The sequence below is a fragment of the Pseudomonas fluorescens genome (assembly GCF_019212185.1).
Taxonomy (GTDB): Bacteria; Pseudomonadota; Gammaproteobacteria; order Pseudomonadales; family Pseudomonadaceae; genus Aquipseudomonas.
Genome location: NZ_CP078138.1, coordinates 5,151,198 through 5,176,738, shown reverse-complemented (window position 1 = coordinate 5,176,738; position 25,541 = coordinate 5,151,198). Strand labels below are relative to the sequence as shown.

General features: G+C 58.6%; 25 protein-coding genes and 1 pseudogene. 16 read left to right on the top strand and 10 right to left on the bottom strand.

Translation table 11 applies throughout. The features are described 5' to 3' along the window. Positions 1-45: 45 nt before the first annotated feature. On the bottom strand, positions 46-420 hold the full coding sequence (gene mvaT, locus KW062_RS23185; protein WP_027619801.1) for a histone-like nucleoid-structuring protein MvaT: 375 nt from the start codon (positions 418-420) through the stop codon (positions 46-48). A 351-nt stretch (positions 421-771) separates the two neighbouring features. On the opposite strand from mvaT, the gene purU reads away from it, so the two are divergent. Continuing rightward, the gene (gene purU, locus KW062_RS23180; protein ID WP_027619802.1) at positions 772-1,620 is read left to right on the top strand and encodes a formyltetrahydrofolate deformylase; all 849 of its coding nucleotides are present in this window, start codon (positions 772-774) and stop codon (positions 1,618-1,620) included. Positions 1,621-1,692: 72 nt separating this feature from the next. Further along, a complete protein-coding gene (locus KW062_RS23175; RefSeq protein ID WP_027619803.1) occupies positions 1,693-1,878 on the top strand; it encodes a hypothetical protein in 186 nt (61 codons plus the stop codon). Here KW062_RS23175 and KW062_RS29345 read toward each other — a convergent pair. Both KW062_RS29345 and KW062_RS29340 read right to left on the bottom strand, forming a co-directional pair. Further along, on the bottom strand, positions 1,875-2,639 hold the full coding sequence (locus KW062_RS29345) for a methyl-accepting chemotaxis protein (protein ID WP_371321459.1): 765 nt from the start codon (positions 2,637-2,639) through the stop codon (positions 1,875-1,877). The two genes, KW062_RS23175 and KW062_RS29345, sit on opposite strands and share 4 nt — an antisense overlap. 93 nt (positions 2,640-2,732) lie before the next feature. Then, positions 2,733-3,764, bottom strand: a pseudogene (locus tag KW062_RS29340) (HAMP domain-containing protein); the annotation flags it as partial. A 189-nt stretch (positions 3,765-3,953) separates the two neighbouring features. Between KW062_RS29340 and KW062_RS23165 the strand changes: the two are divergent. Then, complete coding sequence (locus tag KW062_RS23165; RefSeq protein WP_105753933.1) at positions 3,954-5,441, top strand: helicase HerA-like domain-containing protein; 1,488 nt, start codon at positions 3,954-3,956, stop codon at positions 5,439-5,441. A 4-nt stretch (positions 5,442-5,445) separates the two neighbouring features. On the opposite strand, the gene KW062_RS23160 is transcribed toward KW062_RS23165, so the two are convergent. Next, complete coding sequence (locus tag KW062_RS23160) at positions 5,446-5,901, bottom strand: DUF721 domain-containing protein (RefSeq protein WP_027619806.1); 456 nt, start codon at positions 5,899-5,901, stop codon at positions 5,446-5,448. Between the two features lie 306 nt (positions 5,902-6,207). Here KW062_RS23160 and secA point away from each other — a divergent pair, with 306 nt between their 5' ends. The 4 genes from secA (at position 6,208) to KW062_RS23140 (ending at position 11,987) form a co-directional block, all read left to right on the top strand. Beyond that, positions 6,208-8,943 (top strand): preprotein translocase subunit SecA, encoded by a 2,736-nt coding sequence (gene secA, locus KW062_RS23155; RefSeq protein WP_105753874.1) that lies wholly within the window; start codon positions 6,208-6,210, stop codon positions 8,941-8,943. A gap of 138 nt (positions 8,944-9,081) precedes the next feature. Beyond that, complete coding sequence (gene argJ / locus KW062_RS23150) at positions 9,082-10,299, top strand: bifunctional glutamate N-acetyltransferase/amino-acid acetyltransferase ArgJ (protein ID WP_027619808.1); 1,218 nt, start codon at positions 9,082-9,084, stop codon at positions 10,297-10,299. 114 nt (positions 10,300-10,413) lie between these two features. Then, positions 10,414-11,046, top strand: a complete 633-nt coding sequence (locus tag KW062_RS23145; protein ID WP_027619809.1) for a glutathione S-transferase family protein — start codon at positions 10,414-10,416, stop codon at positions 11,044-11,046. Then, positions 11,043-11,987, top strand: a complete 945-nt coding sequence (locus KW062_RS23140) for a Nudix family hydrolase (protein ID WP_105753873.1) — start codon at positions 11,043-11,045, stop codon at positions 11,985-11,987. The genes KW062_RS23145 and KW062_RS23140 overlap by 4 nt, the downstream gene beginning before the upstream one ends. Before the next feature lie 34 nt (positions 11,988-12,021). Here the strand turns inward: KW062_RS23140 and KW062_RS23135 are convergent, their stop codons facing one another. Genes KW062_RS23135 through KW062_RS23125 form a run of 3 tightly spaced genes read right to left on the bottom strand, consistent with a single transcriptional unit; the run spans position 12,022 to position 15,605 of the window. Further along, positions 12,022-12,603 carry a cob(I)yrinic acid a,c-diamide adenosyltransferase gene (locus KW062_RS23135; RefSeq protein WP_027619811.1) on the bottom strand — a complete coding sequence of 194 codons (582 nt, stop codon included), beginning with the start codon at positions 12,601-12,603 and terminating at the stop codon, positions 12,022-12,024. 2 nt (positions 12,604-12,605) lie between these two features. Further along, positions 12,606-14,642 carry a sensor histidine kinase gene (locus KW062_RS23130; protein WP_027619812.1) on the bottom strand — a complete coding sequence of 679 codons (2,037 nt, stop codon included), beginning with the start codon at positions 14,640-14,642 and terminating at the stop codon, positions 12,606-12,608. 45 nt (positions 14,643-14,687) lie between these two features. After that, the gene (locus KW062_RS23125) at positions 14,688-15,605 is read right to left on the bottom strand and encodes a putative 2-dehydropantoate 2-reductase (protein ID WP_105753872.1); all 918 of its coding nucleotides are present in this window, start codon (positions 15,603-15,605) and stop codon (positions 14,688-14,690) included. Between the two features lie 143 nt (positions 15,606-15,748). On the opposite strand from KW062_RS23125, the gene KW062_RS23120 reads away from it, so the two are divergent. Both KW062_RS23120 and KW062_RS23115 read left to right on the top strand, forming a co-directional pair. Then, positions 15,749-16,234, top strand: coding sequence for a YajQ family cyclic di-GMP-binding protein (locus KW062_RS23120; RefSeq protein ID WP_027619814.1), 486 nt, complete (start codon positions 15,749-15,751; stop codon positions 16,232-16,234). A gap of 135 nt (positions 16,235-16,369) precedes the next feature. Further along, entirely contained in the window at positions 16,370-17,206 is an 837-nt protein-coding gene (locus KW062_RS23115; RefSeq protein WP_027619815.1) for a mechanosensitive ion channel family protein, read from the top strand. A gap of 226 nt (positions 17,207-17,432) precedes the next feature. On the opposite strand, the gene KW062_RS23110 is transcribed toward KW062_RS23115, so the two are convergent. Beyond that, positions 17,433-18,731, bottom strand: a complete 1,299-nt coding sequence (locus KW062_RS23110) for an OprD family porin (RefSeq protein WP_027619816.1) — start codon at positions 18,729-18,731, stop codon at positions 17,433-17,435. 129 nt (positions 18,732-18,860) lie between these two features. Next, positions 18,861-19,235, bottom strand: coding sequence for a hypothetical protein (locus tag KW062_RS23105; protein ID WP_218424810.1), 375 nt, complete (start codon positions 19,233-19,235; stop codon positions 18,861-18,863). A 350-nt stretch (positions 19,236-19,585) separates the two neighbouring features. On the opposite strand from KW062_RS23105, the gene KW062_RS23100 reads away from it, so the two are divergent. Then, positions 19,586-20,011 (top strand): HIT domain-containing protein, encoded by a 426-nt coding sequence (locus tag KW062_RS23100; RefSeq protein WP_027619818.1) that lies wholly within the window; start codon positions 19,586-19,588, stop codon positions 20,009-20,011. 3 nt (positions 20,012-20,014) lie between these two features. Continuing rightward, positions 20,015-20,221, top strand: coding sequence for a SlyX family protein (locus KW062_RS23095; RefSeq protein WP_027619819.1), 207 nt, complete (start codon positions 20,015-20,017; stop codon positions 20,219-20,221). Between the two features lie 74 nt (positions 20,222-20,295). Here KW062_RS23095 and KW062_RS29135 read toward each other — a convergent pair whose 3' ends face one another. After that, on the bottom strand, positions 20,296-20,901 hold the full coding sequence (locus KW062_RS29135; protein ID WP_027619820.1) for a cold-shock protein: 606 nt from the start codon (positions 20,899-20,901) through the stop codon (positions 20,296-20,298). A gap of 369 nt (positions 20,902-21,270) precedes the next feature. Between KW062_RS29135 and KW062_RS23085 the strand changes: the two genes are divergently transcribed. From KW062_RS23085 to KW062_RS23065, 5 genes are all read left to right on the top strand, one after another. After that, the gene (locus KW062_RS23085) at positions 21,271-21,744 is read left to right on the top strand and encodes a Dps family protein (protein WP_027619821.1); all 474 of its coding nucleotides are present in this window, start codon (positions 21,271-21,273) and stop codon (positions 21,742-21,744) included. A gap of 293 nt (positions 21,745-22,037) precedes the next feature. After that, positions 22,038-22,373 (top strand): ribbon-helix-helix domain-containing protein, encoded by a 336-nt coding sequence (locus KW062_RS23080; RefSeq protein ID WP_027619822.1) that lies wholly within the window; start codon positions 22,038-22,040, stop codon positions 22,371-22,373. Between the two features lie 145 nt (positions 22,374-22,518). Continuing rightward, on the top strand, positions 22,519-22,740 hold the full coding sequence (locus tag KW062_RS23075) for an FmdB family zinc ribbon protein (RefSeq protein ID WP_007977333.1): 222 nt from the start codon (positions 22,519-22,521) through the stop codon (positions 22,738-22,740). A 107-nt stretch (positions 22,741-22,847) separates the two neighbouring features. Beyond that, entirely contained in the window at positions 22,848-24,623 is a 1,776-nt protein-coding gene (gene aspS, locus KW062_RS23070; protein ID WP_027619823.1) for an aspartate--tRNA ligase, read from the top strand. A gap of 114 nt (positions 24,624-24,737) precedes the next feature. Further along, complete coding sequence (locus tag KW062_RS23065) at positions 24,738-25,484, top strand: YebC/PmpR family DNA-binding transcriptional regulator (protein ID WP_027619824.1); 747 nt, start codon at positions 24,738-24,740, stop codon at positions 25,482-25,484. The last annotated feature ends 57 nt before the right edge of the window (positions 25,485-25,541 follow it).

Sequence of the window (25,541 nt, the reverse complement as noted above, 5' to 3'; positions counted from 1 at the left end):
CTGGCGTTTTTTGTTCGCAAGTGAAGCTGCGAGTCGCGTTACGGCTTAGCCCAGCAGGGTTGCCCAGCCTTCAACCACGTCACCGCCCCACTTGGCTTTCCACTCTTTCAGAGTCTTGTGGTTGCCACCTTTGGTTTCGATGACTTCGCCGTTGTGTGGGTTTTTGTATTGTTTAACCTTGCGCGCACGCTTGGTGCCGGTAGTTTTCACAGCGCCACGTGGTGCTTTAACTTTGGCTTCCGGATCCAGCAGCGCGATGATGTCGCGCAGGGATTTGGAGTATTCACCCATCAGGGTGCGCAGTTTGCCTTCGAATTCCAGCTCGGTTTGCAGTTTGTCGTCTTGGGACAGGTTCTTCAAACGGGCTTGCAGCTCTTTGATAGCTTCTTCGGTGGCGCGGTATTCGTTGATCAGGGACATGAGGACTACCTTATGTGGGCGCTGGGTGGCAGGGGACAGTGGCGCAATAATAGTCAGGGTGTTTCATCAAGTAAACATTAAACCGTGTTTTATTTAATCATCTAGAGTCAAACAGCTGAAAATAGGCGGGTAGTTTAAATATTGCACAGTTCATCACAGTTATTTACAGATCGCTAGCTGACATTTTTTCAATAGCGTTTGCTTGATAATTTCGATGATTGACTCGGAATTAACCCCGGGCACAGGGCGTAGCCATGGAGGGGCGACGGTGTTGATTGCTCAGGGATACTGCAGTTTCGCTGCGTAATCGCTAGAATGGCCGCCTTTGTGAAGTTCTGGAGTTCTCCCCCCATGCGCACTTTTCGCCTAGTGATTGCTTGCCCGGACGGCGTTGGCATCGTTGCCAAGGTCAGTAACTTTCTGGCATCACACAATGGCTGGATCACTGAAGCTAGCCATCACTCGGACACCCAAAGTGGCTGGTTTTTCATGCGTCACGAAATTCGTGCCGACTCGTTGCCGTTCGGTCTTGAAGCGTTTCGTGAGGCGTTTGCCCCTATCGCTGAAGAGTTCTCGATGAACTGGCGCATCACCGACACCGCGCAGAAAAAACGCGTGGTCTTGATGGCCAGCCGTGAATCCCATTGCCTGGCGGATTTGCTGCACCGCTGGCACAGTGATGAACTGGACTGCGACATCTCCTGTGTGATCTCCAACCACAACGACCTGCGCAGCATGGTCGAGTGGCACGGTATTCCTTACTACCACGTGCCGGTCGATCCGCAGAATAAAGAACCGGCATTTGCCGAGGTCTCGCGCCTGGTCAAGCAACATGATGCCGAAGTCGTGGTGCTTGCGCGTTATATGCAGATCCTGCCACCGGAACTGTGCACCGAGTACGCACACAAGGTGATCAACATTCACCACAGCTTCCTGCCGTCGTTCGTCGGCGCCAAGCCTTACCACCAGGCCTCGATGCGCGGCGTGAAGCTGATTGGCGCAACCTGCCACTACGTCACTGAAGAGCTGGATGCCGGCCCGATCATCGAGCAGGACGTGGTCCGCGTCAGCCATAGCGATAGCATCGAAGACATGGTGCGCTTCGGTCGTGACGTCGAGAAAATGGTACTGGCCCGTGGCCTGCGTTATCACCTGGAAGACCGCGTCCTGGTGCATGGCAACAAGACCGTGGTGTTCTGAGTCGTCGCTGACATGCCAAAGGGCCTCAAGCGTTGTACGCTTGAGGCCCTTTTTCGTTTCAAGGCGTAGACCATGAACGATCCACTGGATAAAGCCACCTCGAAGGCCCCGGCTACCTTGGGGGAGGGCTGCCTGAGCCGTTACGATCCCGACGACCTGAGCGGTGACGATGGCACCGACTTCCCCGGAGCGGCCGAACTTTGGCAGCAATTGCAGGAGGCGGCCAAGCCGGACGCCCCTGAACCGAAAAAGCCCTAGATGCGGAAACTGCCCACCAGTTGCTTGAGTCGCGACGCTTGCTGCTCCAGGTCTGAGCAGGCGCGCAAGGTCGACTGCAGGTTTTCCACGCCTTCCTGATTCAGGGTGTTGATTTCGGTGATGTCCATGTTGATCGACTCCACCACGGCGGTCTGTTCCTCGGTGGCGGTCGCGACTGACTGGTTCATGCCGTCAATCTCGCCAATGCGCACGGTCACGCTGTTCAGACGCTCGCCGGCGAGGTTGGCAATCTCCACACTGTCCTGGCTGTGACGCTGGCTGTCGCCCATGGTGCTGACCGATTCGCGGGCACCGACTTGCAGCTCCTCAATCATGGTCTGCACCTGTTGTGCCGACTCCTGGGTGCGGTGTGCCAGGTTGCGCACTTCATCTGCGACCACGGCGAAGCCGCGTCCAGCCTCACCCGCGCGCGCCGCCTCGATGGCCGCATTGAGCGCCAGCAAGTTGGTTTGCTGGGAGATGCTGGTGATGACTTCGAGGATTTGCCCGATGTTCACGGTCTTGCTGTTCAGCGACTCGATATTGCTGCTGGAGGTGCTGAGCATGGCCGACAGTTGATTCATCGCGGCAATGCTGCGATCAACCACTTGCTGGCCGTCCTGGGCCAGGCTGCGCGCATCGCTGGCCTGGTGCGAGGCTTGCGCGGCATTGCGGGCGATTTCCTGGGCGGCGGCTCCCAGTTGATTGATCGCTGCGGCAACACTGTTGGTGCGACTTGCCTGTTCGTCACTGTTAAGCATCGATGAATTGGAGGCGCTGACCACCCGCAGGGCAACTTCGTTGACATGCTCGGTGGCCGAAGAGACTTCGCGAATCGAGCCATGGATGCGCTCGACGAAGTGGTTGAAGGCAATGCCCAGGGTGCCGAATTCATCATGGTTCTGGATGGCCAGGCGGCGGGTCAGGTCGCCTTCGCCATCGGCGATGTCCTGCATGGCCCGGGTCATGACGTGCAACGGCTGGATCAGCAGGCGGATCAACATGCCCAGCAGGGCAATGATCACTGCCACGGCGATAATGGTGGCGATGATGGCTGAGGCGCGGAATTCGCTGAGCATCGCGTAGGCCTTGTCCTTATCTACGGACAGACCGATGTACCAGTTGACCGAAGGCAGGCCCTTGATCTGGCTAAAGGTGAAAATCCGCGTGTTGCCGTCCACTTCGACTTCAGTGAACTCGCTGCCGATGCGCGGGGTGTTTTGCGGATAGGCCTCGCTGAGGGGCTTCATGACCAGCGATTTGTCCGGGTGCACCAGGATTTTGCCGTCGGCGTTGACCAGAAACGCATAGCCCATGCCACCAAAGTCCACGGCCTTGAGGTTGTCGATCAGGGTTTGCAGGCTCAGGTCACCGCCGACCACGCCGACACTTTGTCCGGCTTTTTTCGAGGCGCTGGCGATGGAAATGATGGTCTGGCCGGTGGCGGCGTCGATGTAGGGTTCGGTCAACGTGGCGCTGGCGCTATGTTCGGCGCCTTTGTACCAGGGCCGGGAACGTGGGTCGAAACCGTCGGGCATTTTCACATCCGGGCGGATAGTGAAGCTGCCGCCCGCGTTACCCAGGTAGGAGGCCATGAAGGTTGACGTCAGCGCTTTCTGTTCAAGCAAGTCGGCAACGTGGCTGTCGTCGGCGTTGATGGCAATGTTCTGAGCCAGGTTGTCCACCAGCAGAATGCGCCCGGTCAGCCAGGTCTGAATGTTGCGTGCGGTGACGTCGCCCATTTCAGTCAGATAATTGTCGAGGTCCTGGCGAATGGCGTTGCGCTGCAAATAGTCGTTGTACAGCGTAAACGTGGTGAACGCAGCAATGACGATAAGGGCGGCGGCAAGCAGGATTTTGTGGCTGAAGCGCAGATTTTTGTTCATGGCTTGTATGTCCGCTAAGGTCTTATTGTGTAGGGCGTGTTGCTACAAAAAGCGCGCAAAGTAGGCGCTATTACACAGAAGCTGATATTTCCGTCTTTCCTTAGGGAATTATCCGACCCGATTCTCAGTTAGGTCTCTCGCTTCTATCTATCGGCTGTGTAGGACCAAAGCTTAACCATGGGTGAAAAAATGCCTGATTCATTGCAACTCGTTATTGGTGCAGATCTGAAAGCTCAGCCGATTGCCCAGGCTATGCGCCTGGCAAACCGTCACGGACTGGTGGCCGGCGCCACCGGGACCGGCAAGACCGTCACCTTGCAACGCCTGGCTGAGGCGTTCAGCGATGCCGGTGTTGCGGTGTTTGCAGCGGACGTCAAGGGTGATCTGTGTGGACTGGGGGCTGCGGGCAACCCGCAGGGCAAGGTGGCCGAACGTATCGCCGGCATGCCTTGGCTCAACTATCAGGCGAAGGCGTATCCGGTGACGTTGTGGGATATCCACGGCCAATCAGGTCATCCATTGCGCACCACGCTGAGTGAAATGGGACCATTGCTGTTGGGCAGCCTGCTTGAGTTGACCGACAGCCAGCAGTCGGCACTTTATGCGGCGTTCAAGGTGGCCGACCGAGAAGGTTTGTTGCTGCTTGATCTGAAGGACCTCAAGGCCCTGCTCAATCACCTCAAGGAACATCCCGAGTTGCTCGGCGATGACGCTGCATTGATGACCACCGGTTCCAGTCAGGCCCTGTTGCGGCGCCTGGCCACCTTGGAACAGCAGGGCGCCGAAGCCTTGTTTGGCGAGCCGGCGTTGCAGTTGCAGGACATCCTCGCTCCTGCCAGTGATGGCCGCGGGCGCATTCACCTGCTGGATGCCAGCCGCCTGGTGCACGAAGCACCGAAGGTCTACGCGACTTTCCTGCTGTGGCTATTGGCAGAGCTGTTCGAGCAGTTGCCTGAGCGCGGCGATGCCGAGAAACCGTTGTTGGCATTGTTTTTCGATGAGGCGCACCTGCTGTTCTCTGGCACCCCGAAAGCGTTGCAGGATCGCCTGGAGCAAGTGGTGCGGCTGATTCGTTCTAAAGGTGTGGGCGTGTATTTCGTCACCCAGTCGCCGGGTGACCTGCCTGATGATGTGCTGGCTCAACTGGGGCTGCGCATTCAGCACGGGTTGCGCGCCTTTACCGCCAAAGAGCAAAAATCCCTGAAGGCAGTGGCTGATGGCTTCCGACCGAACCCGGCCTTCAGCACCCTCGACGTGTTGACCGAGTTGGGGATTGGCGAGGCACTGGTCGGGACCCTGCAGGAAAAAGGTACGCCAGAGATGGTCCAGCGGGTGCTGGTGGCGCCGCCGCAATCGCGCATCGGGCCGTTGAGCGAGGCCGAGCGCGCCGCGCTGATTGCCAGTTCGCCGTTGGTCGGCCGTTATGACAAGCCCATCGACCGTGAGTCGGCCTATGAAGTGCTGATGGGGCGCAAGGGGCTGGCCCCCGAAGCACAGGATGCTCCGATCAAGCCTGCAACGGAGGAGCCAAGCTTTACCGACAAAGCCGGTGAGTTTCTCGGCACTGCTGCCGGGCAGGCGCTGAAATCGGCCATGCGCCAGGCCGCCAATCAACTGGGGCGGCAGCTGGTTCGCGGTCTGATGGGCTCCTTGCTGGGGGGCAGCAAGCGGCGCTAGGTGCTCAGCTTTTAGGCCTGGCATGGGCGGCCAGGCGCTCGAGGGCGGCGCGCAGATTGGGATCGCTGATCCCGTCGGCCGTCGCCTGGATGGTGGCTGCCGCGTCGCATGACAAGTCCATGGTGTGGCCGGCCGCGCCTTGCTGCACGGTCGGCGGTTGTACCTTGAACAGAATGCGGGTCAGGCGGGCGAACTCATCGAACGCCTGTAATTGGCGCTGCAGGCGTTTTTGCTGATAGCGCAAGCGGGTCGCCCAGTGGCCGTCGGTGACGATTAGCAGCAGGCTGCCTTCGCGCCAGGAGGCGACGTGACAATGTTCACGAGCCGCCGGCTGCAATTGGCTTTCGAGCAGGCGCTGTAAATGACCCAGGCGTTGTGCATGGCCGAGAATGGCCTTTAACGGTTTGGCTTCGCGTAGTAGAACGGCGGGTGCTCTGGCCGTAAGAGGGCGAAATGCCATGATCGGACACCTGAAGTAACAGAGCGGCCATGGTAGCAGAAAGCGCCCGTAGCACCCGCCCATTGCTTTGTTCGCGCTTTACCCATTAAATCAACAAGTAACTTCTGCCGTGTATGGCTTGAAGTTCAGCAAAAAGCCCTTATTTTAAGTGAGCCCCGTCATAACGCTGTGCCAGCATCGTGGAATATCCCTACTTTCCTGACCACCGTTTCCGGGTAGAATGCTCGTTCGCGTGCGGCCATGAGGGCTGCTCGGGCGACTCACGGGGCCGCCCTCCATCCCTTTAGTGTGGAAGATCCTGCCGATATGTTTGCGCCTTTGTTAAAAAAACTTTTTGGAAGCAAGAACGAGCGTGAAGTCAAACGCATGCTCAAGACGGTGCAACTCGTCAATGCCTTCGAAGAGCGAATGGTGGCCCTTTCGGACGATCAATTGCGTGCCAAGACCGCTGAGTTCAAAGCTCGCTTCGCCAAAGGGGAGACCCTCGACAAGTTGTTACCAGAAGCCTTCGCGGTTGCCCGTGAAGCCGGTAAACGCATCATGGGCATGCGCCACTTCGACGTTCAGTTGATCGGTGGCATGACCTTGCACGAAGGCATGATTGCCGAAATGCGTACCGGTGAAGGCAAGACTCTGGTGGCAACACTGGGCGTATACCTCAACGCACTGTCCGGTAAGGGCGTCCACGTTGTAACCGTGAACGACTACCTGGCGCGTCGAGACGCCAACTGGATGCGTCCGCTCTATGAGTTCCTAGGCCTGACCGTCGGCGTCGTGACGCCGTTCCAGCCGCCGGAAGAAAAGCGTTCGGCCTACGCCTGCGACATCACCTACGGCACCAACAACGAATTCGGTTTCGACTACCTGCGCGACAACATGGCGTTCAGCATGGAAGAGAAATTCCAGCGCGAACTCAATTTTGCCGTGATCGACGAAGTCGACTCGATTCTCATCGACGAAGCCCGTACCCCGCTGATCATCTCCGGCCAGGCCGAAGACAGCTCCAAGCTCTACATCGAGATCAATAAACTGATCCCGCAGTTGAAGCTGCACGTCGAAGAAGTCGAGGGCGAAGTCACCCAGGCTGGCCATTACACCGTTGACGAGAAGATCCGTCAGGTCGAACTCAACGAAGCCGGTCACCAGTACATCGAAGAAGTGCTGACCCGCATCGGTCTGCTGGCTGAGGGCGAGAGCCTGTACTCGGCGCATAACCTGGGCCTGCTGACCCACGTGTATGCCGGTCTGCGTGCGCACAAGCTGTTCCATCGCAACATCGAATACATCGTGCAGGATGGCCAGGTCGTACTGGTTGACGAACACACCGGCCGGACCATGCCGGGCCGTCGTTTGTCCGAAGGTCTGCACCAGGCCATCGAGGCCAAGGAAAACCTGAACATCCAGGCTGAAAGCCAGACCCTGGCTTCGACCACCTTCCAGAACTACTTCCGTCTGTACAACAAACTGTCCGGCATGACCGGTACAGCCGACACCGAAGCGTTCGAATTCCACCAGATCTATGGCCTGCAGGTCATGGTCATTCCACCGAACAAACCGCTGGCGCGTAAAGACTACAACGACCTGGTGTTCCTCACCGCGGACGAGAAGTACGCCGCCATCGTCGCCGACATCAAGGAAAGCATGGCCGCTGGCCGTCCGGTCCTGGTAGGTACAGCGACCATCGAAACCTCCGAGCACATGTCCCGCCTGCTCGAGAAGGAAGGTATCGAACACAAGGTCCTGAACGCCAAGTTCCACGAGAAGGAAGCCGAGATCATTGCCCAGGCCGGTCGCCCGGGAGCGCTGACCATCGCCACCAACATGGCCGGTCGTGGTACCGACATCCTGTTGGGCGGTAACTGGGAAGTGGAAGTCGCCTCCCTGGAAAACCCGACCCCCGAGCAGATTGCCCAGATCAAGGCCGACTGGCAGAAGCGTCACCAGCAAGTGCTGGAGTCGGGTGGCTTGCAGGTAATTGCTTCCGAGCGTCACGAATCGCGCCGTATCGACAACCAGTTGCGTGGTCGTGCCGGTCGTCAGGGTGACGCCGGTTCGAGCCGCTTCTACCTGTCGCTAGAAGACAGCCTGATGCGTATCTTCGCCTCTGACCGGGTGAAGAACTTCATGAAGGCCCTGGGCATGCAGCCTGGTGAAGCGATCGAGCACCGCATGGTGACCAACGCCATCGAAAAGGCCCAGCGCAAGGTTGAAGGGCGCAACTTCGACATCCGTAAGCAATTGCTCGAGTTCGACGACGTCAACAACGAACAGCGTAAAGTGATCTATCACATGCGTAACACGTTGCTGGCCGCCGACAACATCGGTGAAACCATCGCTGATTTCCGTCAGGATGTGCTCAACGCCACCGTATCGGCGCATATTCCGCCGCAGTCGCTGCCTGAGCAGTGGGACGTTGCCGGTCTGGAAGCCGCGCTGGAAAGCGATTTCGGGGTGAAGCTGCCGATCCAGCAGTGGCTCGACGAAGACGATCACCTGTACGAAGAAACCCTGCGCGAGAAGCTGATGCAAGAGCTGATCGCCGCGTACAACGAGAAAGAAGACCAGGCCGGCGCCGAAGCCCTGCGCACGTTCGAGAAGCAAATCGTCCTGCGCGTCCTCGACGATCTATGGAAAGACCACCTTTCGACCATGGACCACCTGCGTCACGGTATCCACCTGCGCGGTTATGCGCAGAAGAACCCGAAGCAGGAATATAAGCGCGAGTCGTTCACCCTGTTCTCCGAACTGCTCGATTCGATCAAGCGCGATTCCATCCGTGTACTGTCGCACGTTCAGGTTCGCCGCGAAGATCCAGCCGAAGAAGAAGCGCGCCTGCGTCAGGAAGCCGAGGCACTGGCGGCCCGCATGCAGTTCCTGCATGAAGAAGCCCCAGGCCTGGAGCAGCCGGAGCAGATCGGCGAAGAGGTCGACGTGGCCCTCGCTACCGCACCGGTACGCAACGAGCAGAAGCTGGGCCGCAACGAACTGTGCTACTGCGGTTCGGGCAAGAAGTTCAAGCATTGCCATGGGCAGATCCAGTAAAACCCGTTTCAATCGCTGAAATACCCGCGCCGCGACCGGCTCCTGCCGTCGCGGCGTTTTTCCATTCAGGTCATCGACCCGGGTTAATCCCCACCTGCGTCGACGCTGCAGATATCACCTATTTAGAGGAGCGCATTCATGGCTGTTGGTCTTGGTCCTTTGCCAACGTTGCACCCGGTTGCCGGTTTTGAACTCGGTATCGCTTCGGCTGGCATCAAGCGCCCTGGGCGCAAGGATGTGGTGGTCATGCGCTGTGCTGAAGGGTCGACCGTTGCCGGTGTCTTCACCTTGAACGCCTTTTGCGCGGCGCCGGTGATCCTCGCCAAGCAGCGCGTCCAGGGTCCGGTGCGTTACCTGCTGACTAACACCGGCAATGCCAACGCCGGTACCGGTGAGCCGGGCCTGGCGGCTGCCGAGCGCACCTGCGCCAAGCTGGCTGAGCTGACTGGCGTGGATGCTAGCCTGGTGCTGCCTTACTCCACGGGTGTGATTGGCGAGCCGCTACCGGTCGAGAAGATCGAGGGCGCACTGCAAGCCGCCCTCGACGACCTGTCGGAAAATAACTGGGAGGCCGCGGCCACCGGGATCATGACCACCGACACCCTGCCCAAGGGCGCGAGCCGGCAGTTCCAACACGACGGCGTGACCATCACCGTGACCGGCATCAGCAAGGGCGCCGGGATGATTCGCCCGAACATGGCGACCATGCTCGGGTACATCGCGACCGACGCCAAAGTGTCCCGTGAAGTCCTGCAAAACCTGATGCTCGACGGCGCCAACAAGTCGTTCAACCGCATCACCATCGATGGCGATACCTCGACCAACGACTGCTGCATGCTGATTGCCACCGGCAAGGCTGCACTGCCGGAAATCACCGAGGCCAGTGGTCCATTGTTCGCGGCGTTGAAGCAGGCGGTGTTCGAGGTGTGCATGGAGGTGGCGCAGGCCATCGTCCGTGATGGCGAGGGTGCGACCAAATTCGTCACCGTCGAAGTCAACGGTGGCGGCAATCACCAGGAATGCCTGGACGTCGGCTATACCGTGGCGCACTCGCCCCTGATCAAAACCGCATTGTTCGCTTCCGATCCAAACTGGGGTCGTATCCTGGCAGCCGTCGGCCGTGCAGGCGTACCGGACCTCGACGTAAGCAAGATCGACGTATTCCTCGGCGAAGTGTGCATCGCCAGCCGTGGTGCTCGCGCCGCTACCTACACCGAAGCCCAGGGCTCGGCGGTGATGCAACGTGAAGAGATCACCATCCGTATCGAGTTGGGGCGCGGCGACTGCAGCGAAACCATCTGGACCACTGATCTGTCCCACGAATACGTGAAAATCAACGCTGAGTACCGTACGTAAGAACCTGTCGATCTGATCGCGGGCAAGCCCACTCCCACAGCAGCCCTGGGGGAGTGGCACCTGCCACACGCGAGCGATTTCTGGCCTGTACCCCCTCATCCCAAGGATGCGTATATGAGCTACCACCTGATCATTGGCGACAAACTCTATTCCTCCTGGTCCCTGCGCGGTGCCCTGGCACTGAATCTGGCGGGCGCGACCTATTCCGAAGAAATCATCAAGCTCAACCAGCCCGATACCCGCGAGCGATTGCTTAAGCATTCGCCGACGGCCAAGGTCCCGTTGCTCAAGACTGAGCATGGCACCATCGCCGATTCGCTGGCCATCGCCGAGTACCTGGTTGAACGCTTCCCCGAGGTGCAACTCTGGCCACTAGACATCGCCGCCCGTGCCCAGGCCCGCTCCGCCTGCGCGCAGATGCACAGCGGGTTCTTTGCGATCCGCAGCAACATGCCGTTCGACCTGAGCCGGGACGCGCCGCTGGTGCCGATGCCTGCCGATGTGCAAGCGGAGATTGAGCGCATGCTGGCGCTGTGGACCGAGTGCCGTGCGGCGTCGGCCGAAAGCGGTCCGTTCCTGTTTGGCAGCGTGAGCCTGGCTGATGCGTTTTTCGCCCCGATAGCCGTGCGCCTGCGCACCTATCAGGTCAAATTGCCGGCCGATGCCGAAGCCTACGTTCAAGCGATTTATCAATGGCCAGCCTTCCAGGCTTGGCAGAAAGCCGGTTTAGAGGAAGTGGTGCGGTGAAACGAGTCCATGTAGCGGCAGCAGTCATTCGTGATGCCAGCGGCAAGATCCTGATTGCGCGCCGCGCCGATACCCAGCACCAGGGCGGTCTGTGGGAATTTCCCGGAGGCAAGGTCGAAGAGGGCGAGGCGGTGCCGGCCGCGCTTGCCCGCGAACTGCACGAAGAGTTGGGGATCGTGGTGAGCGCCGCGCGTCCCTTGATCAAGGTCCAGCATGACTATCCGGACAAGCAGGTGTTGCTGGATGTCTGGGAGGTTTCGGCATTTACCGGCGAGCCCCATGGCGCCGAAGGCCAGCCGCTGGCCTGGGTGACCACGCGTGAGTTGGGCAATTACGAGTTTCCAGCCGCCAATCTGTCGATCGTCGCTGCCGCGCGATTGCCGGCTGAATACCTGATTACGCCTGAGGGCCTGGAAACCCCTGAACTGCTGCGTGGCATTCAGAAAGCCATTGCGGGCGGCATCAAGCTGGTTCAATTGCGCGCCCCCAACGGCTACGACCCGAAATACCGCGACCTGGCGGTGGATGCCGTGGGCCTGTGTGCGGGCAAGGCGCAGTTGATGCTCAAGGGGCCGTTCGAATGGCTGGGGGATTTTCCTTCCGCCGGTTGGCACATCACCGGCGCGCAGTTGCGCAAGTACGCCAGTGCCGGTCGTCCGTTGCCGGCCTCGCGCTGGCTCGCGGCTTCGTGCCACAACGCCGAAGAGCTTAGTCTGGCTGAACAGATGGGCGTCGACTTTGTCACCTTGTCGCCGGTCCAGCTGACCCAGACTCACCCCGATGCGGTGCCCCTGGGTTGGGAGCAGGCCCGACAACTGATTGCTGGTTTCAGCAAGCCCGTGTTCCTGCTCGGCGGTGTCGGCCCTTCCGAGCGTCAGCAAGCGTGGGAGGCGGGTGCGCAGGGTGTGGCCGGGATCCGGGCGTTCTGGCCCCAAGCCTGATTCTGGCGAGTGCAGGTGAAAAACCCCAGGGGCGTCAGACCTCGGGTTTTTTCGCCGCTTGCCAGAGAATCTCGCTGACACCCTGGCGTTTGGCAATCAGCCGGGCGGCGACAAACAGCAAGTCCGACAACCGATTGATATAGGCCAGGCCGACCCCCGCCAAGGGCTCGATGGCGTTCAATTGCTGGCAACGGCGTTCGGCGCTGCGGGCCAGGCTGCGGCAGACATGGGCCTGGGCAATCAAGCTCGAGCCACCGGGCAAGATGAAATTCTCCAGCGGCCCCAGCTCGTCATTCCACACGTCAATCGCCGCCTCCAGGCGCTCGATCTCCTGTGCGTTCAGCGCTTGATACTCCGGCATCGCCAACTCACCGCCGAGATCGAACAGTCGATGCTGGCAAGGCGCCAGGACTTCGATCACTTCAGTCAACCCGGCGCAGTGACCGCTGTGCTCGGCCAAGCCGGCCAACAGCACCCCCACCTGACTATTCAATGTATCGACTTCGCCGATAGCCTCGATGCGCGGGTGATCCTTGGGCACCCGGCGACCGTCGCCCAGGCCGGTTTCACCTTTGTCGCCGGTGCGGGTGTAGATCTTTGACAGGCGAAAACCCATGCCTAGTGCTCCAGTGGTTTGAGTTCGTGAGGGGCGAGCGGGAAGCCGGTCAATGGCAGGCGCAGGGTGAAACACGTGCCCTGGCCGAGGGTTGACTGCACCTCCATCTGCCCCTTGTGGTTATTGGTAATGATGAAATACGAAACGGACAGTCCCAGACCGGTGCCCTGGCCGATTTCCTTGGTGGTGAAGAACGGCTCGAAGGTGCGTTTGCGCACGCTTTCGGTCATGCCGATGCCGTTGTCCTCGACCTGGATTTCCGCCCATGGTGGATTGAGTCGGGTGCGCAGGATGATGCGGCCGGGCTCGCTGTCGTCTTCCCGTTGATGAATGGCCTGGGCTGCGTTTTTCAACAGATTGAGCAGCACTTGCTCCAGTTCGTTGGCCGTACCGGGCACTGGTCCAAGCTGAGGGTCGAACTGGCGAATGATGGCCTGGCCCTTGAAGTCGAAGCCGATTGCCAGGTCGAAATCATTGCCGGCGATCTCCACGGCCTGATCGATCAGCGCCGGAAGATCACAAGGCGCCATCTGCCGGTTGCTGCGCCGGCTGAAGCTGAGCATGTGAGTGACGATTTTCGCCGCGCGGGCCCCGGCTTGTTGAATGCCGTCGAGCAGTTGTGGGACTTCGCGGCTTTGCAGGTATTGATTGATGTTGTCCAGCTCCACACCGAGCTGTTCTGCCGCTTCAAGGTTCTTCGGCAGCTCGGTGGATAGCCGGCGTCGAATGTTCTGCACGTTGTGCAGGATCGCGCCCAAGGGGTTGTTGATCTCGTGGGCCATGCCGGCCGCAAGGCCCCCCACCGAGAGCATCTTCTCGGACTGCACCATCATTTCTTCCAGGGACAGGCGCTGGGTAATGTCATCAATGCGGATCACCACCCCTCGACCGGCACCGCCCATCAACGGGTAAAAGGTCAGTGCATAGTGTTTGGGCTCGTCTTCCTTGAACCAGGTGACCCGATCAATCTTGACCACGCTATGTTGTTCGACGGTTTCCTTGAGTTGCGGCAAGAACGGCTTGAGTGGTTCGAAGGCGAGGAAAATCGGCTGGTTCAAGGCTTCGTCCAGGCGCGTGCCGGAGAGAGCGCTGGCTTCCTGGTTCCATTGGGTCACGTAGAGCTGCTCGTCGAGGGCGATCAGCGCCGAGGGCATGGAGTCGATGATGCTGTTGAGGTAGTTCTGGAAGCCCGTGAGTTTTTTCTCGATCTTGCTCCGCACCTGGACTTCCAGCTCCAGCTTGCGGTTGGTGTGACGGGTTTCTTCGGCGAGACCCTGGGCCTGGTCATAGGCGGCCTGGGAGTCGTCCCGGGCGCGCTTGAGTTGTTGCTCCCGAGCCTCGATGCGCGACAGCATGGTGTTGAAGGCTTCGGCCAGGCTGCCAATTTCATCGTGGTTACCGCGTGAGGCACGTAACGCGTAGTTTTCTTCTCGGGTGACCTGGCGTGACAGTACCTCCAGTTGATGGATAGGCTGGGTTATCAGGCGCTTGATCTGTTGGGCAATCAAAAGCCAAAGCAGGATACTGAAGATCAGGATGCCCAGGCTGGCGGTCAGCGTTCCGGTGTAGAACGCCACTGGCAACTCGCTGCTCGCCACCAACAGCAAGTGCCCGGGCGCTGCACCGGGCTGCGCAAGGGTGATCAATTGATTGCTGCGAAATTCGGTGGCCTGCCACGCTTCGATATGGCGATAGCGCTTGGGCAGTTCGAGGTGGTCGCCATGCTGGACCTGCGCCAAGAGCTGTCCTCTGCCGTCATACAGTGCTGCAGCACGCAACGGCGTATAGCTGTTGAGTTCATTCAGAAGTTTTTCCGCGTCCTGCGGCGAGTTGAGTGCCTGCGCGGCAATGGACGGATTGGACACCAGGCGGCCGATGGTCTGCAGGGCCTGGGGGGCCATGCTTTCCTGGGAGATCCAATAGGCGGCGCTGATAAAGGTCAGGTTGGCCACCAGCAGGACGGTGATCAACAGCACCAACAGGGCGGCCAGCAATTTCTGGCCGACCGGCAGGTTTTCGAGGCGCTGGCGCAATGGCATCGGGGTCGTCGCTAAAGAAGAACAGGAGGCCAGCGTAGCCGCTGCTCAGTCGCTGGGCAATCCGCGAGTTTGCAGGTGGGTGATCAGGCGCTGCTGCAATTGCGTCAGGTGCGGCAATACCAGTTGGTGGCGTGCCGCGACCGCGCAGGCATGTCCCAGCAGGTAGCTGATTTCGGTCCGGCGCTGATTGGCGACGTCCTGGTACATGGACGAAAAGTTGGCCGCAGTGGCCAGGATCACTCGTTCGACTTCCTGTTGCAGATCCTCTGCGGCGGCGGGCTGGCCACAGCGTTCGAGCAACTCGGTCAGTTCCAGACACAGGGTGGCGACTTCGCAGTGATGCACCTGCAAGCCGCCGTTACGGCAACCATGGAGGACGGTCAGCGGATTGATCGCACAGTTGAGTGCGAGCTTTCGCCACAACCGGGTCAGGATGTCCACGCTCCAGGCGTGGGGAATGCCCGCCGCGTCCAGATCCTCCAGCCAGATCGGTGCTACCGGCTGGAGTGTGTCGCCCAGCCAGGTGTAGCCATGACCGGCGAACACTACACGCCAATCTCCATCACGAAACGCGCCTTCGGTACTGGAGGCGCAGATGCAGCGGGCGTGGGGCAGGCGTGCGGCCACCGCATCCTGGCTGCCAAGGCCGTTCTGCAGCAGGATCAGTTCAGCGTTGTCGTTCAGGCGATGGGCCACCTGCGCCACTGCGGCTTCGGCATCGTAAGCCTTGCAGGCGACCAGCAGGCGCTCGATCGGCCCATCGTCGTCGACGGTTTCTGCCGGCACCGCGTAACACTGTGGCTGCCCTTGCTCGACCAGGGTCAGGCCGCCTGCGTCCAGATAGGCTTGCAGGCGCGTCGCGTCGCGCAGAACCAGCTTCACTGGCAGGCCCGCGCGCGCCAGGCGAGTTGCCCAGAGGGTACCCAGGCTGCCCGCGCCCAGAATGTGCCAGGTGGTCGACATCAGATTTTCGCTCGGATTGGCAGGTGCATGTGAGGCTCGCCGCTGCGGATGGGAAAGACCCGTTATAATCAGCGCGGATTTTAACCGCAAGCCAGGCGTGCCCCATCTTTATTGTGCGCGCCGTTTTTTATTGGAGAGATTACATGCCGTCGTTCGACGTGGTATCCGAACTGGACAAACACGAACTCACCAACGCGGTCGAGAACGCCGTCAAGGAACTCGATCGTCGTTATGACTTGAAAGGCAAGGGCAGCTTCGAGTTCAAGGAAAAGGACCTGACCGTCAACCTGACCGCCGAGGCCGATTTCCAGCTCGAAGCAATGATCGAGATCCTCAAGCTGGCACTGGTCAAGCGCAAGATCGACGTGCAGTGCCTTGAAGTCAAGGATGCCTATGCATCGGGCAAACTGATGAAGCAGGACGCCGTGCTCAAGGAAGGCATCGACAAGGAGCTGGCGAAGAAGATCGTCGGACATATCAAAGACGCCAAGCTCAAGGTCCAGGCCGCCATCCAGGGTGAGCAGGTGCGGGTCACCGGCAAGAAGCGTGATGACCTGCAGGAAGCAATCGCTGCCTTGCGTGCCAAGGAATTTGGCATGCCGCTGCAGTTCAACAACTTCCGCGACTGATCAGTCAGCAGGGAACCTCTCGGCGTTATTGTCGTCCGAGGCCCAAGCAACAGCAGAAATGATTGAGCCTGCAAGGGTTTGGTCTTTCTGCTGCTTGGTTTTATGTGCCGGGTAGCCGGGAATCAGGAGAGAGAGATGGATTTGAATGCTGAAGTGGACAACCTGGTGAAGGCTTCCCAGGCCTGGATCCCGATGATCATGGAGTATGGCAGCCGTGTGCTGTTGGCAGTGGTGACCCTGGCCATCGGCTGGTGGTTGATCAACAAGCTGACTCACAAGGTCGGGCGTCTGCTGGCACTGCGCAATGCCGACTTGGCGTTGCAGGGCTTCATCAGCAGCCTGGCGAACATCATTCTCAAGGTTTTGCTGGTGGTCAGCGTTGCGTCGATGATCGGCGTGGAAACCACCTCCTTTGTCGCGGCCATCGGTGCCGCCGGCCTGGCCATTGGCCTGGCGTTGCAAGGCAGCCTGGCAAACTTCGCTGGCGGGGTACTGATCCTGCTGTTCCGTCCGTTCCGCATTGGTGACTTCATCGAAGCCCAGGGTACCGCGGGTACTGTCGACAGCATTCAGATCTTTCACACCATCATCCGTACCGGCGACAACAAGACTGTGATCGTGCCTAACGGCGTGCTTTCCAACGGCATCATCACCAACACCAACCGCCAACCGACGCGCAAAGTGGTGTTTGATGTCGGCGTTGATTACGAAGCTGACCTGCAAAAGGCCCGTGCCGTCTTGCTCGAACTGGCTAACGACGCACGCGTATTGACCGATCCTGCGCCGGTGGCGGTGGTTTCGGTGCTGGGCGACAGCTCGATTACCCTGTCGTTGCGGGTCTGGACGAAAACGTCGGACTACTGGGATGTGATGTTTCATTTCAACGAACACGCCCGTGATCGCTTGAAAGAGGCCGGCATTGATATCCCGTTTCCACAGCGCGTCATTCGCGTAGTTCAGGAAACCGCTTGATACCTGGCTTTTCGGTCAAGTAGGCAAATGAAACCCGGGCGACCAATAAATCGCCCGGGTTTTTTATGTGTAGGGAAGTAATTAAGTCTCTGCTTATTATTAGCAGGCTATTCAATAGTTAGAGTTTGATTGTCATCCCACTGACATAAAAAAAAGCCCCTCACCTGTTCAAGGGTGAGGGGCTTTTGCTTTGAGCCAGGCTCAAGTCACTAGCAAGTACCGCGAATTACAAGATGTGCAGCGGGTATTCAACGATGATACGTACGTCGTTGTTGTCTGCAGTGTAATCAGCGTTGTAAGCGTTGTTGGCGCGGTAGATCGCGCTACGCAGACGCAGGGACAGATCCTTGGCCGGACCTTCCTGGAACACGTATTTGGTTTCGAAGTTGAACTCGTGTTCCTTACCTTCGGAGCCGGACGTGGTTTCGATGTTGTTACCGTAAACATAACGGCTCATGAAGCTCAAGCCAGGCACACCGTAGGTGGCCATGTTCAGGTCGTAGCGAGCCTGGTACGACTTCTCTTCCTGACCGATGAAGTCGGAGATCTGGATGGAGTTGGCTACGAAGATCGTGCCGTTACCATCAACACCGTACAGGTAGTTGGTGTCGCCCGAGGACTGCTGGTAGCCCAGGGTGAACTTGTGTGCGCCCAGGCTGTAGGCAGCTGCCAAGCTCCACAGTTTGTTGTCCAGAGGACCGTACAGGGCAGCGCCCTGGTCTTTGGTCTTGTACGCGTTCAGGTCGAAGTTCAGCGACTGTTCGTCGTTGATCGGCAGGGTGTAGTTGGCGTTGATGTATTGCTTCTTGAAGTAGTCGTCTACGTCGGAAGCAGCAAAACCGGCTACGAAGTTATCGGTGAACTGGTAGGTAGCACCACCGATGTTGGCGCTGGTCAGGCCAGGAGTGTGCGCACCGTTGATGCTGTCCTTGCCCATGCCGGTTTGGGAACTCAGGGCAGTGAAGCGACCCAGGTTGACTTCCAGGCCTTTGATTTCCTTGCTGGAGATGTAGGTACCTTCAGCAACTTCTGGCAGCAGGCGGCTGTCGTCAGTGGCGAAAACCGGGCTGGCAACGAATTGACGGCCGTATTTCAGAGTGGTGTCGGACAGGCGGAATTTAACAGCCGCGCCGCCTTTGGATTGGGTGTCTTCCGGGTTGCCATCGCTGTCGCGGGCAAACAGGCCGTTACCGGCGCGACCGGCACCGCCGTCCAGCTTGGCGGTAGCGCCCAGCAGAGCGTCAACGCCAACACCGATGGTCCCTTGGGTGAAGCCGGATTCGTAGGTGATCAGCTCGCTGATACCAGTGTCCTGACGATAGCCGCTCTTGAAGCCGCCGCCTGGCTTGGCAATGTTGCCTGCGCCGTTGCGGAAGTCGCGGTTCATGTACTCGATACGAGTCTTGGCTGTCAGGCTTTGGTCTTCAATAAAGCCTTTGGAATCGTCCTGGGAGGACGCGATTGCGAACTGCGAGGTGCCTGCTGAAACAGCCAGGGCGATCATGCTCCACTTCATCACGCGCATCGTGATTTGCTCCTTTGGTTTTTTTTGAAGAGTTCTGCCGTCCCACCTGATTTATTATCTGGGCGGCTCTTTCTTTTTGTGTCGGCGCAAACTTATATCACGCCGACAATGTTGGCGATACTTGCGCTTTCATCCTTTCAGCTTCTTTACGGCCCTGTCGCAAAATGCGTGCTCGAGGTCGTATTTTTGCAAAAAATGTGCATTCGGACCGACAACTTCAGCGCTGTTTATACACAGCGTCCGCGTCAGAAAAAAGAGTCCATGTGCTGCACTTGAATCTCCGTGGGCGACCTTGCCGCGGTTCTTATGGGTCCAAGGGCGCGCGCTTCCAGCAGCTGCCCTATAGACGATGTGGGAATCAATGCAACAAGTGTGCACAAACCGGATTTTTCGCCTTGGATTTTTTGCAATGCGCTGTTTCAGATCGCGAAACTGAATAAACACGGGCCTTTTGGCGCCGAATTGTTTGCGCTTGACTCCCTTTTGCTTCTGGTGTTGCACCATGCCTGTGCACGGGGCGGAGCATAAATTGTTACCGGTTCACACTTATGGGTGTGTAAATGGCGGATGTTCGGAGATATCAGCGTAGACCCGGTTTTCATCTCTGCAGAAAAATTCTTACTTTTTCTATGGATGTCACGCTTTTATGGACTGAAGTCCGGTAGATCGCCATGGCTCGCGCAATGGATGCCTTGCAATGGTGCGTCCGGCTCGTAGATGGCGCGTTGCGGGGCCAGGGGCTTTTCGCCGTGAACCCGGTGCCGTTCGCGGGTATGCTGTGCAGACAGGGCCGGCGTGCAGCTCTTCAGGCTCGACGCGTCGCCCATATCAAGGACTTTGCAGGAGTGCGCGCGGTGTTTGCTTTGGATTCACGACTTCAACAGGACACTTTGCCAATCGGAGACTTCGCGCTCAGTCGGTTACTGTTATCCAACGATTCGAACTACCCCTGGTTTATCCTGGTGCCGCGCAAGGCGGATATCAGCGAGCTATTTCAACTGGATCCTGTGGATCAGCAACAGCTGTGGCACGAAACAACGCAACTGGCTGAAATGCTCAAGGACTCGTTCGACGCGGACAAGATCAATGTGGCGACCCTGGGTAACGTTGTCAGTCAATTGCACATGCATGTCATCGTGCGCAAGCGTGACGACGCCGCATGGCCCGCGCCCGTTTGGGGCAAGCATCCGGCCCGACCCTACAGCGCTGAACAGGTGGCGGCGATTCGCGAGCGTCTGCGGGTGGTGCTGACCGATGACTTCACTTTTCTGGAGGGCTGAGAAATGAACCTGGAAGAGCGCGTCATGGACCTGGAAAGTCGTCTGGCGTTTCAGGATGACGCTATCGAGGCAATGAATGATGTGCTGGTGGCACAGCAACGAGTGGTCGAGCGCCTGCAGTTGCAAATGGCTGCCTTGCTCAAGCGCCAGGAGGAAATGGTTGGGCAATTCGAATCATTCGAGGAGGAGGCGCCGCCTCCGCACTACTGATTGCCCGCACGCGATACGCCAAAAAAAACCGCGAGCAGCCTGGCTGCATCGCGGTTTTTTTCAGCCTGAGAAAATCAGCGCCGCGGCAAGGCCGCAATCACATCTTCAGCTTGCAGGCCTTTATCCCGGTTCATCACCGAGAACTCCACTCGCTGTCCTTCCACCAGGACGCGGTGGCCTTCACCGCGAATGGCGCGAAAGTGCACGAAAATATCATCCCCTGAATCGCGGGAAATAAAGCCGAAGCCTTTCGAGGTGTTGAACCACTTGACCGTACCGGTATCGCGGTTAGTCATATCGTAGTTTTGCGGGGCGGCTGCGGCAGGCGAGGACTTGTAAAAGCTTACGGCCAGATGCAGCAACACCGCGACCAGCACGACAGCGAGGCTGAACAGGACGGATGGATGACTGCCGATTTCCGGCATGGGTGCCAGCAGTGTCAGGGTTTGCAGGACAACGGCCAGTACCAGCAAGGCGCTGACCAGGTTCTGCAGTTGATGGCGAGGGCCTTTGTTCCAGTAGGGAATCACTGGCGCAAGGATCAGATTGAGCAAGCCCAGGAACGCCAGGTACAGCGCGTCGGGATTTTGCAGGTAAGGCACAGCTTCACTTTGCAGGCTGGGGATAAAGGACAGCAGCAAAGCTGCTGCGCCCGTTAGCAGGTGGACGATTTTCAACATTTTGATGAACTCACATTTAGACGGATCACAAGGAAGAACTGAATGAGTACGGTTCGCTTCTGAACAATAGGAGGCGTTGGACACGTACCAGGTAAAAGCCTGTGTTCGGCTCGCGGAATAATAGCGGCAGTCACACGGCGTCTATTTAACAGCAAAGGCCGTACCTTCTCAAATGAGCGCAGACGAGGCGCAGGCCCGCGCCATGGGCGGTCGACCGATGGCGCGCCACAAACGTCTGGCGAGGGTTAGTGTCAGGCGCGTTCAACTGCAACCCTGCTGGACATCAACCCCGTCCGGCGAGGTGCGGGGAGTGTTGCTACAGTAAATGCCCAGGCGTGAAGTGGATTTCATCACCGAAAGGGGAAAAGCATGGCTATTGATATCGGTATCAGCGAAGCAGATCGAAAGTCCATCGTCGATGGACTTTCACGCTTGCTATCAGACACTTACGTGCTTTACCTGAAAACCCATAACTTTCACTGGAATGTGACGGGGCCAATGTTTCGTACGCTGCACTTGATGTTCGAGGAGCAATATAATGAATTGGCACTGGCGGTGGATTTGATTGCCGAGCGTATTCGCGCACTGGGCTTTCCCGCGCCGGGTGCTTATTCAATTTACGCACGACTTTCTTCGATCAAGGAGGAAGAAGGAGTGCCCAGTGCCGAAGATATGATCAGGCAGTTGGTCCAGGGACAGGAGGCGGTTACGCGTACGGCTCGGGGCATATTCCCCTTGCTGGATAAGGTCAGCGATGAACCTACCGCAGACTTGCTGACTCAGCGCATGCAGGTGCACGAGAAGACCGCGTGGATGCTGCGTTCACTGCTGGACGAACAGTAACCCATCCCTGGCAACGGGCGGCACGCTGAAGGTGCCGCCCGCTATTCGCTTGCCTTGCTTCGAGTGTCTTTTCCCACGCTGATTTCAAATTGGCGCCTGGTATTTTTGATTATTCCTACGTGGAAGTTCTGATTGTTCGAAGTGTGTCGGACAAAGTTAAAGGTCTTGCCTTGACTGATGGCTTGTCCTACGTGGCTGGTTATAAAGCCGTCTGGAAATATGTATCTGCTTGCGTTTATATGTCGATAGGAGTTGTTGTTTTATAAGTTCAGCGACAAAGGAGTGTCAGTCAGATGGTTAAGGTTTCAGGGTCGGAAGTTTATAAAACCTCACGTCGTCAGGATATTAGGGTTGATCCTTTCAGTCATGAATTTGACATGGAGCTCGCCCGTCCTCTCTCAAGGTCGGTTCGCTTGAATGGCTTTGCGACCTGCTTGCGGCTGGAGCAGGTCTACTGGGATATCCTGGCGCGCATGGCGAAACGCAATTGTTGTTCGGTCAGCGCTTTACTGTCTCACGTGGATAGAGAGGTGCATCTGCGTCACGGCGGCGTGAAGAATTTCAGTGGCCTGGTGCGGGTCATGTGTGTAGTCCACAGCCTGAGCGATAGCGCCGCCTCTATTGAGTGACGCGCTTGTTCCGGGTGTGGAGGCGTGCTCGGTGTTGCCCGTGCAGCGTTACGGCTGCACAGGCACGATTTAATCGATATAATCCCGCTCTTTGCCGCCAAACCCACTGTTTGCGCGGGATCAATCTGGTCGCCGAGACAATCCCATGCCGATGTACGACTATCAATGTGCTTCCTGTGGTCATCAGTTGGAAGCCATCCAGAAGATCAGCGACGCACCGTTGGTCGACTGCCCAGCCTGCCAGGCACCCGAACTGAAAAAAATGCTGTCGATGCCGGGCTTTCGCCTGAGCGGTACCGGATGGTACGAAACCGACTTCAAGACCGGTTCGAAGAAAAATCTGGCCGGTGGCGACAAAGCTGACTGAGTTGAACGACACACCGGGCTCTTGCATTATCTGGCACTTCATTCAAGTGCGGCGGTGCAGCAAGACCTCCCATCGAATTTCGAATTACGAGAAGTGAAACCACTACCATGATGCGCAGCCATTATTGCGGCCAACTGAACGAAAGCCTGGAAGGTCAGGAAATTACCCTTTGCGGATGGGTCCATCGTCGTCGTGACCACGGCGGGGTGATTTTCCTCGATATCCGTGATCGTGATGGTCTGGCCCAGGTAGTGTTCGATCCGGACCGCGCTGAAAGCTTTGCCGCCGCCGATCGTGTGCGCAGCGAATACGTCGTGAAGATCACCGGCAAGGTGCGCCTGCGTCCGGCCGGTGCCACCAACGCCAACATGGCGTCGGGCATGATCGAAGTGCTGGGTTACGAACTGGAAGTGCTGAACGAAGCGGAAACCCCGCCGTTCCCGCTGAACGAGTTCTCCGACGTTGGCGAAGAAACCCGCCTGCGCTATCGCTTCCTCGATCTGCGTCGTCCGGAAATGGCCGAGAAGCTGCGCCTGCGCTCGCGCATGACCACCAGCATCCGTCGCTACCTGGACGAGAACGGCTTCCTCGACGTCGAGACGCCAATCCTGACGCGTGCCACTCCGGAAGGCGCACGTGACTACCTGGTGCCGAGCCGTACCCACGCTGGTTCGTTCTTCGCCTTGCCGCAGTCGCCACAGCTGTTCAAGCAACTGCTGATGGTGGCCGGTTTCGACCGTTACTACCAGATCGCCAAGTGCTTCCGTGACGAAGACCTGCGTGCCGACCGCCAGCCGGAATTCACCCAGATCGACATCGAGACCAGCTTCCTCGATGAAAAAGACATCATGGGCCTGACCGAAGGCATGATCCGCAACCTGTTCAAGGAAGTGCTGGATCTGGAATTCGGTGAGTTCCCGCACATGACCTTCGAAGAGGCCATGCGCCGCTACGGTTCCGACAAGCCGGACCTGCGCAACCCGCTGGAACTGGTGGACGTTGCCGACCAGCTCAAGGAAGTCGACTTCAAAGTATTCAGCGGCCCGGCCAACGACCCGAAATGCCGTATCGCAGCGCTGCGCGTTCCAGGCGGGGCGAGCATGCCGCGCAAGCAGATCGATGACTACACCAAGTTTGTCGGCATCTACGGTGCCAAGGGCCTGGCATACATCAAGGTCAACGAACGCGCCAAGGGCGTGGAAGGCCTGCAGTCGCCTATCGTAAAGAACATCCCTGAAGACAAGCTCAACGTGATCCTCGATCGCGTGGGTGCGGTCGACGGCGACATCGTGTTCTTCGGCGCCGACAAGGCCAAGATCGTCAGCGAGGCCCTGGGCGCGCTGCGTATCAAGCTCGGTCACGACCTTGATCTGCTGACCTGCAAGTGGGCGCCGATGTGGGTCGTCGACTTCCCGATGTTCGAAGAAAACGACGACGGCAGCTTCTCTGCACTGCACCACCCGTTCACCGCACCGAAGTGCACGCCGCAAGAGCTGGAAGCCAATCCGGCCGGCGCGCTGTCCCGTGCGTATGACATGGTGCTTAACGGCACCGAGCTGGGTGGCGGTTCGATCCGTATCCACCGCAAGGAAATGCAGCAGTCGGTCTTCCGCCTGTTGGGTATCAATGAAGCGGAACAGGAAGAGAAGTTCGGCTTCCTGCTCGACGCACTGAAGTACGGTGCTCCGCCGCACGGTGGCCTGGCCTTCGGCCTGGACCGTCTGGTGATGCTGATGACTGGCGCCCAATCGATCCGCGAAGTGATTGCCTTCCCGAAAACCCAGAGTGCTGCCGACGTCATGACGCAAGCACCGGGCGTGGTGGATGCCAAGGCGCTGCGTGAGCTGCATATTCGTCTGCGCGAACAGCCAAAGGCTGAGTAAGGCTGGCCTGCAAGGCGTGTCCGATGACGCGCCTTGTTGTCAGAACCCGATGTCGTTGCCCGCTCGCCTTCAAGGGTGCGCGGGCATTGTTTTAATGAGAATTCGGAGCAAGTTATGGCGGGTCATTCCAAGTGGGCAAACATCAAGCACCGCAAAGAACGTCAGGATGCCAAAAAGGGCAAGATTTTCACCAAGTGGATTCGTGAGCTGACCGTTGCTGCCCGGCAGGGCGGTGGCGATCCAGGCTCCAACCCACGGTTGCGCCTGGCGTTGGACAAGGCTCTGGGCGCCAACATGAGCCGCGACATCATTGATCGCGCGGTTGCCCGTGGCGCGGGTGCTGCCGACACCGACGACATGGTCGAGCTGACCTATGAGGGTTATGGTCCGGGCGGTGTGGCGGTGATGGTCGAGTGCATGACCGATAACCGCAACCGTACGGCCGCGGCGGTACGCCATGCGTTCAGCAAGTGCGGCGGCAACCTCGGCACCGATGGCTCGGTGGCCTACCTGTTCGAACGCAAGGGGCAGATCTCCTTCGCGCCAGGTGTTGACGAAGACGCGCTGACCGAAGCGGCGCTGGAAGCCGACGCCGATGACATCGTCACTCACGAAGACGGCTCGATCGACGTCTTCACCTCGTTCACCAGCTTTTATGCGGTGCGCAACGCCCTGGAAGCGGCGGGGTTCAAGGGGGATGACGCGGAAATTGTCATGCAGCCGACCACCAGCGCCGAGTTGGACCTGGAAGGTGCAGAGAAAATCCTCAGGCTGATTGACATGCTTGAAGACCTGGACGACGTGCAGAACGTTTATTCCAACGCGGATATCCCGGAAGACGTGGCCGCGCAACTCGGTTGAGGGCAGGCGGTACCTGATGTGTGGGGGGGCGGTGCCGAATGCGACTATTTGAGCGAC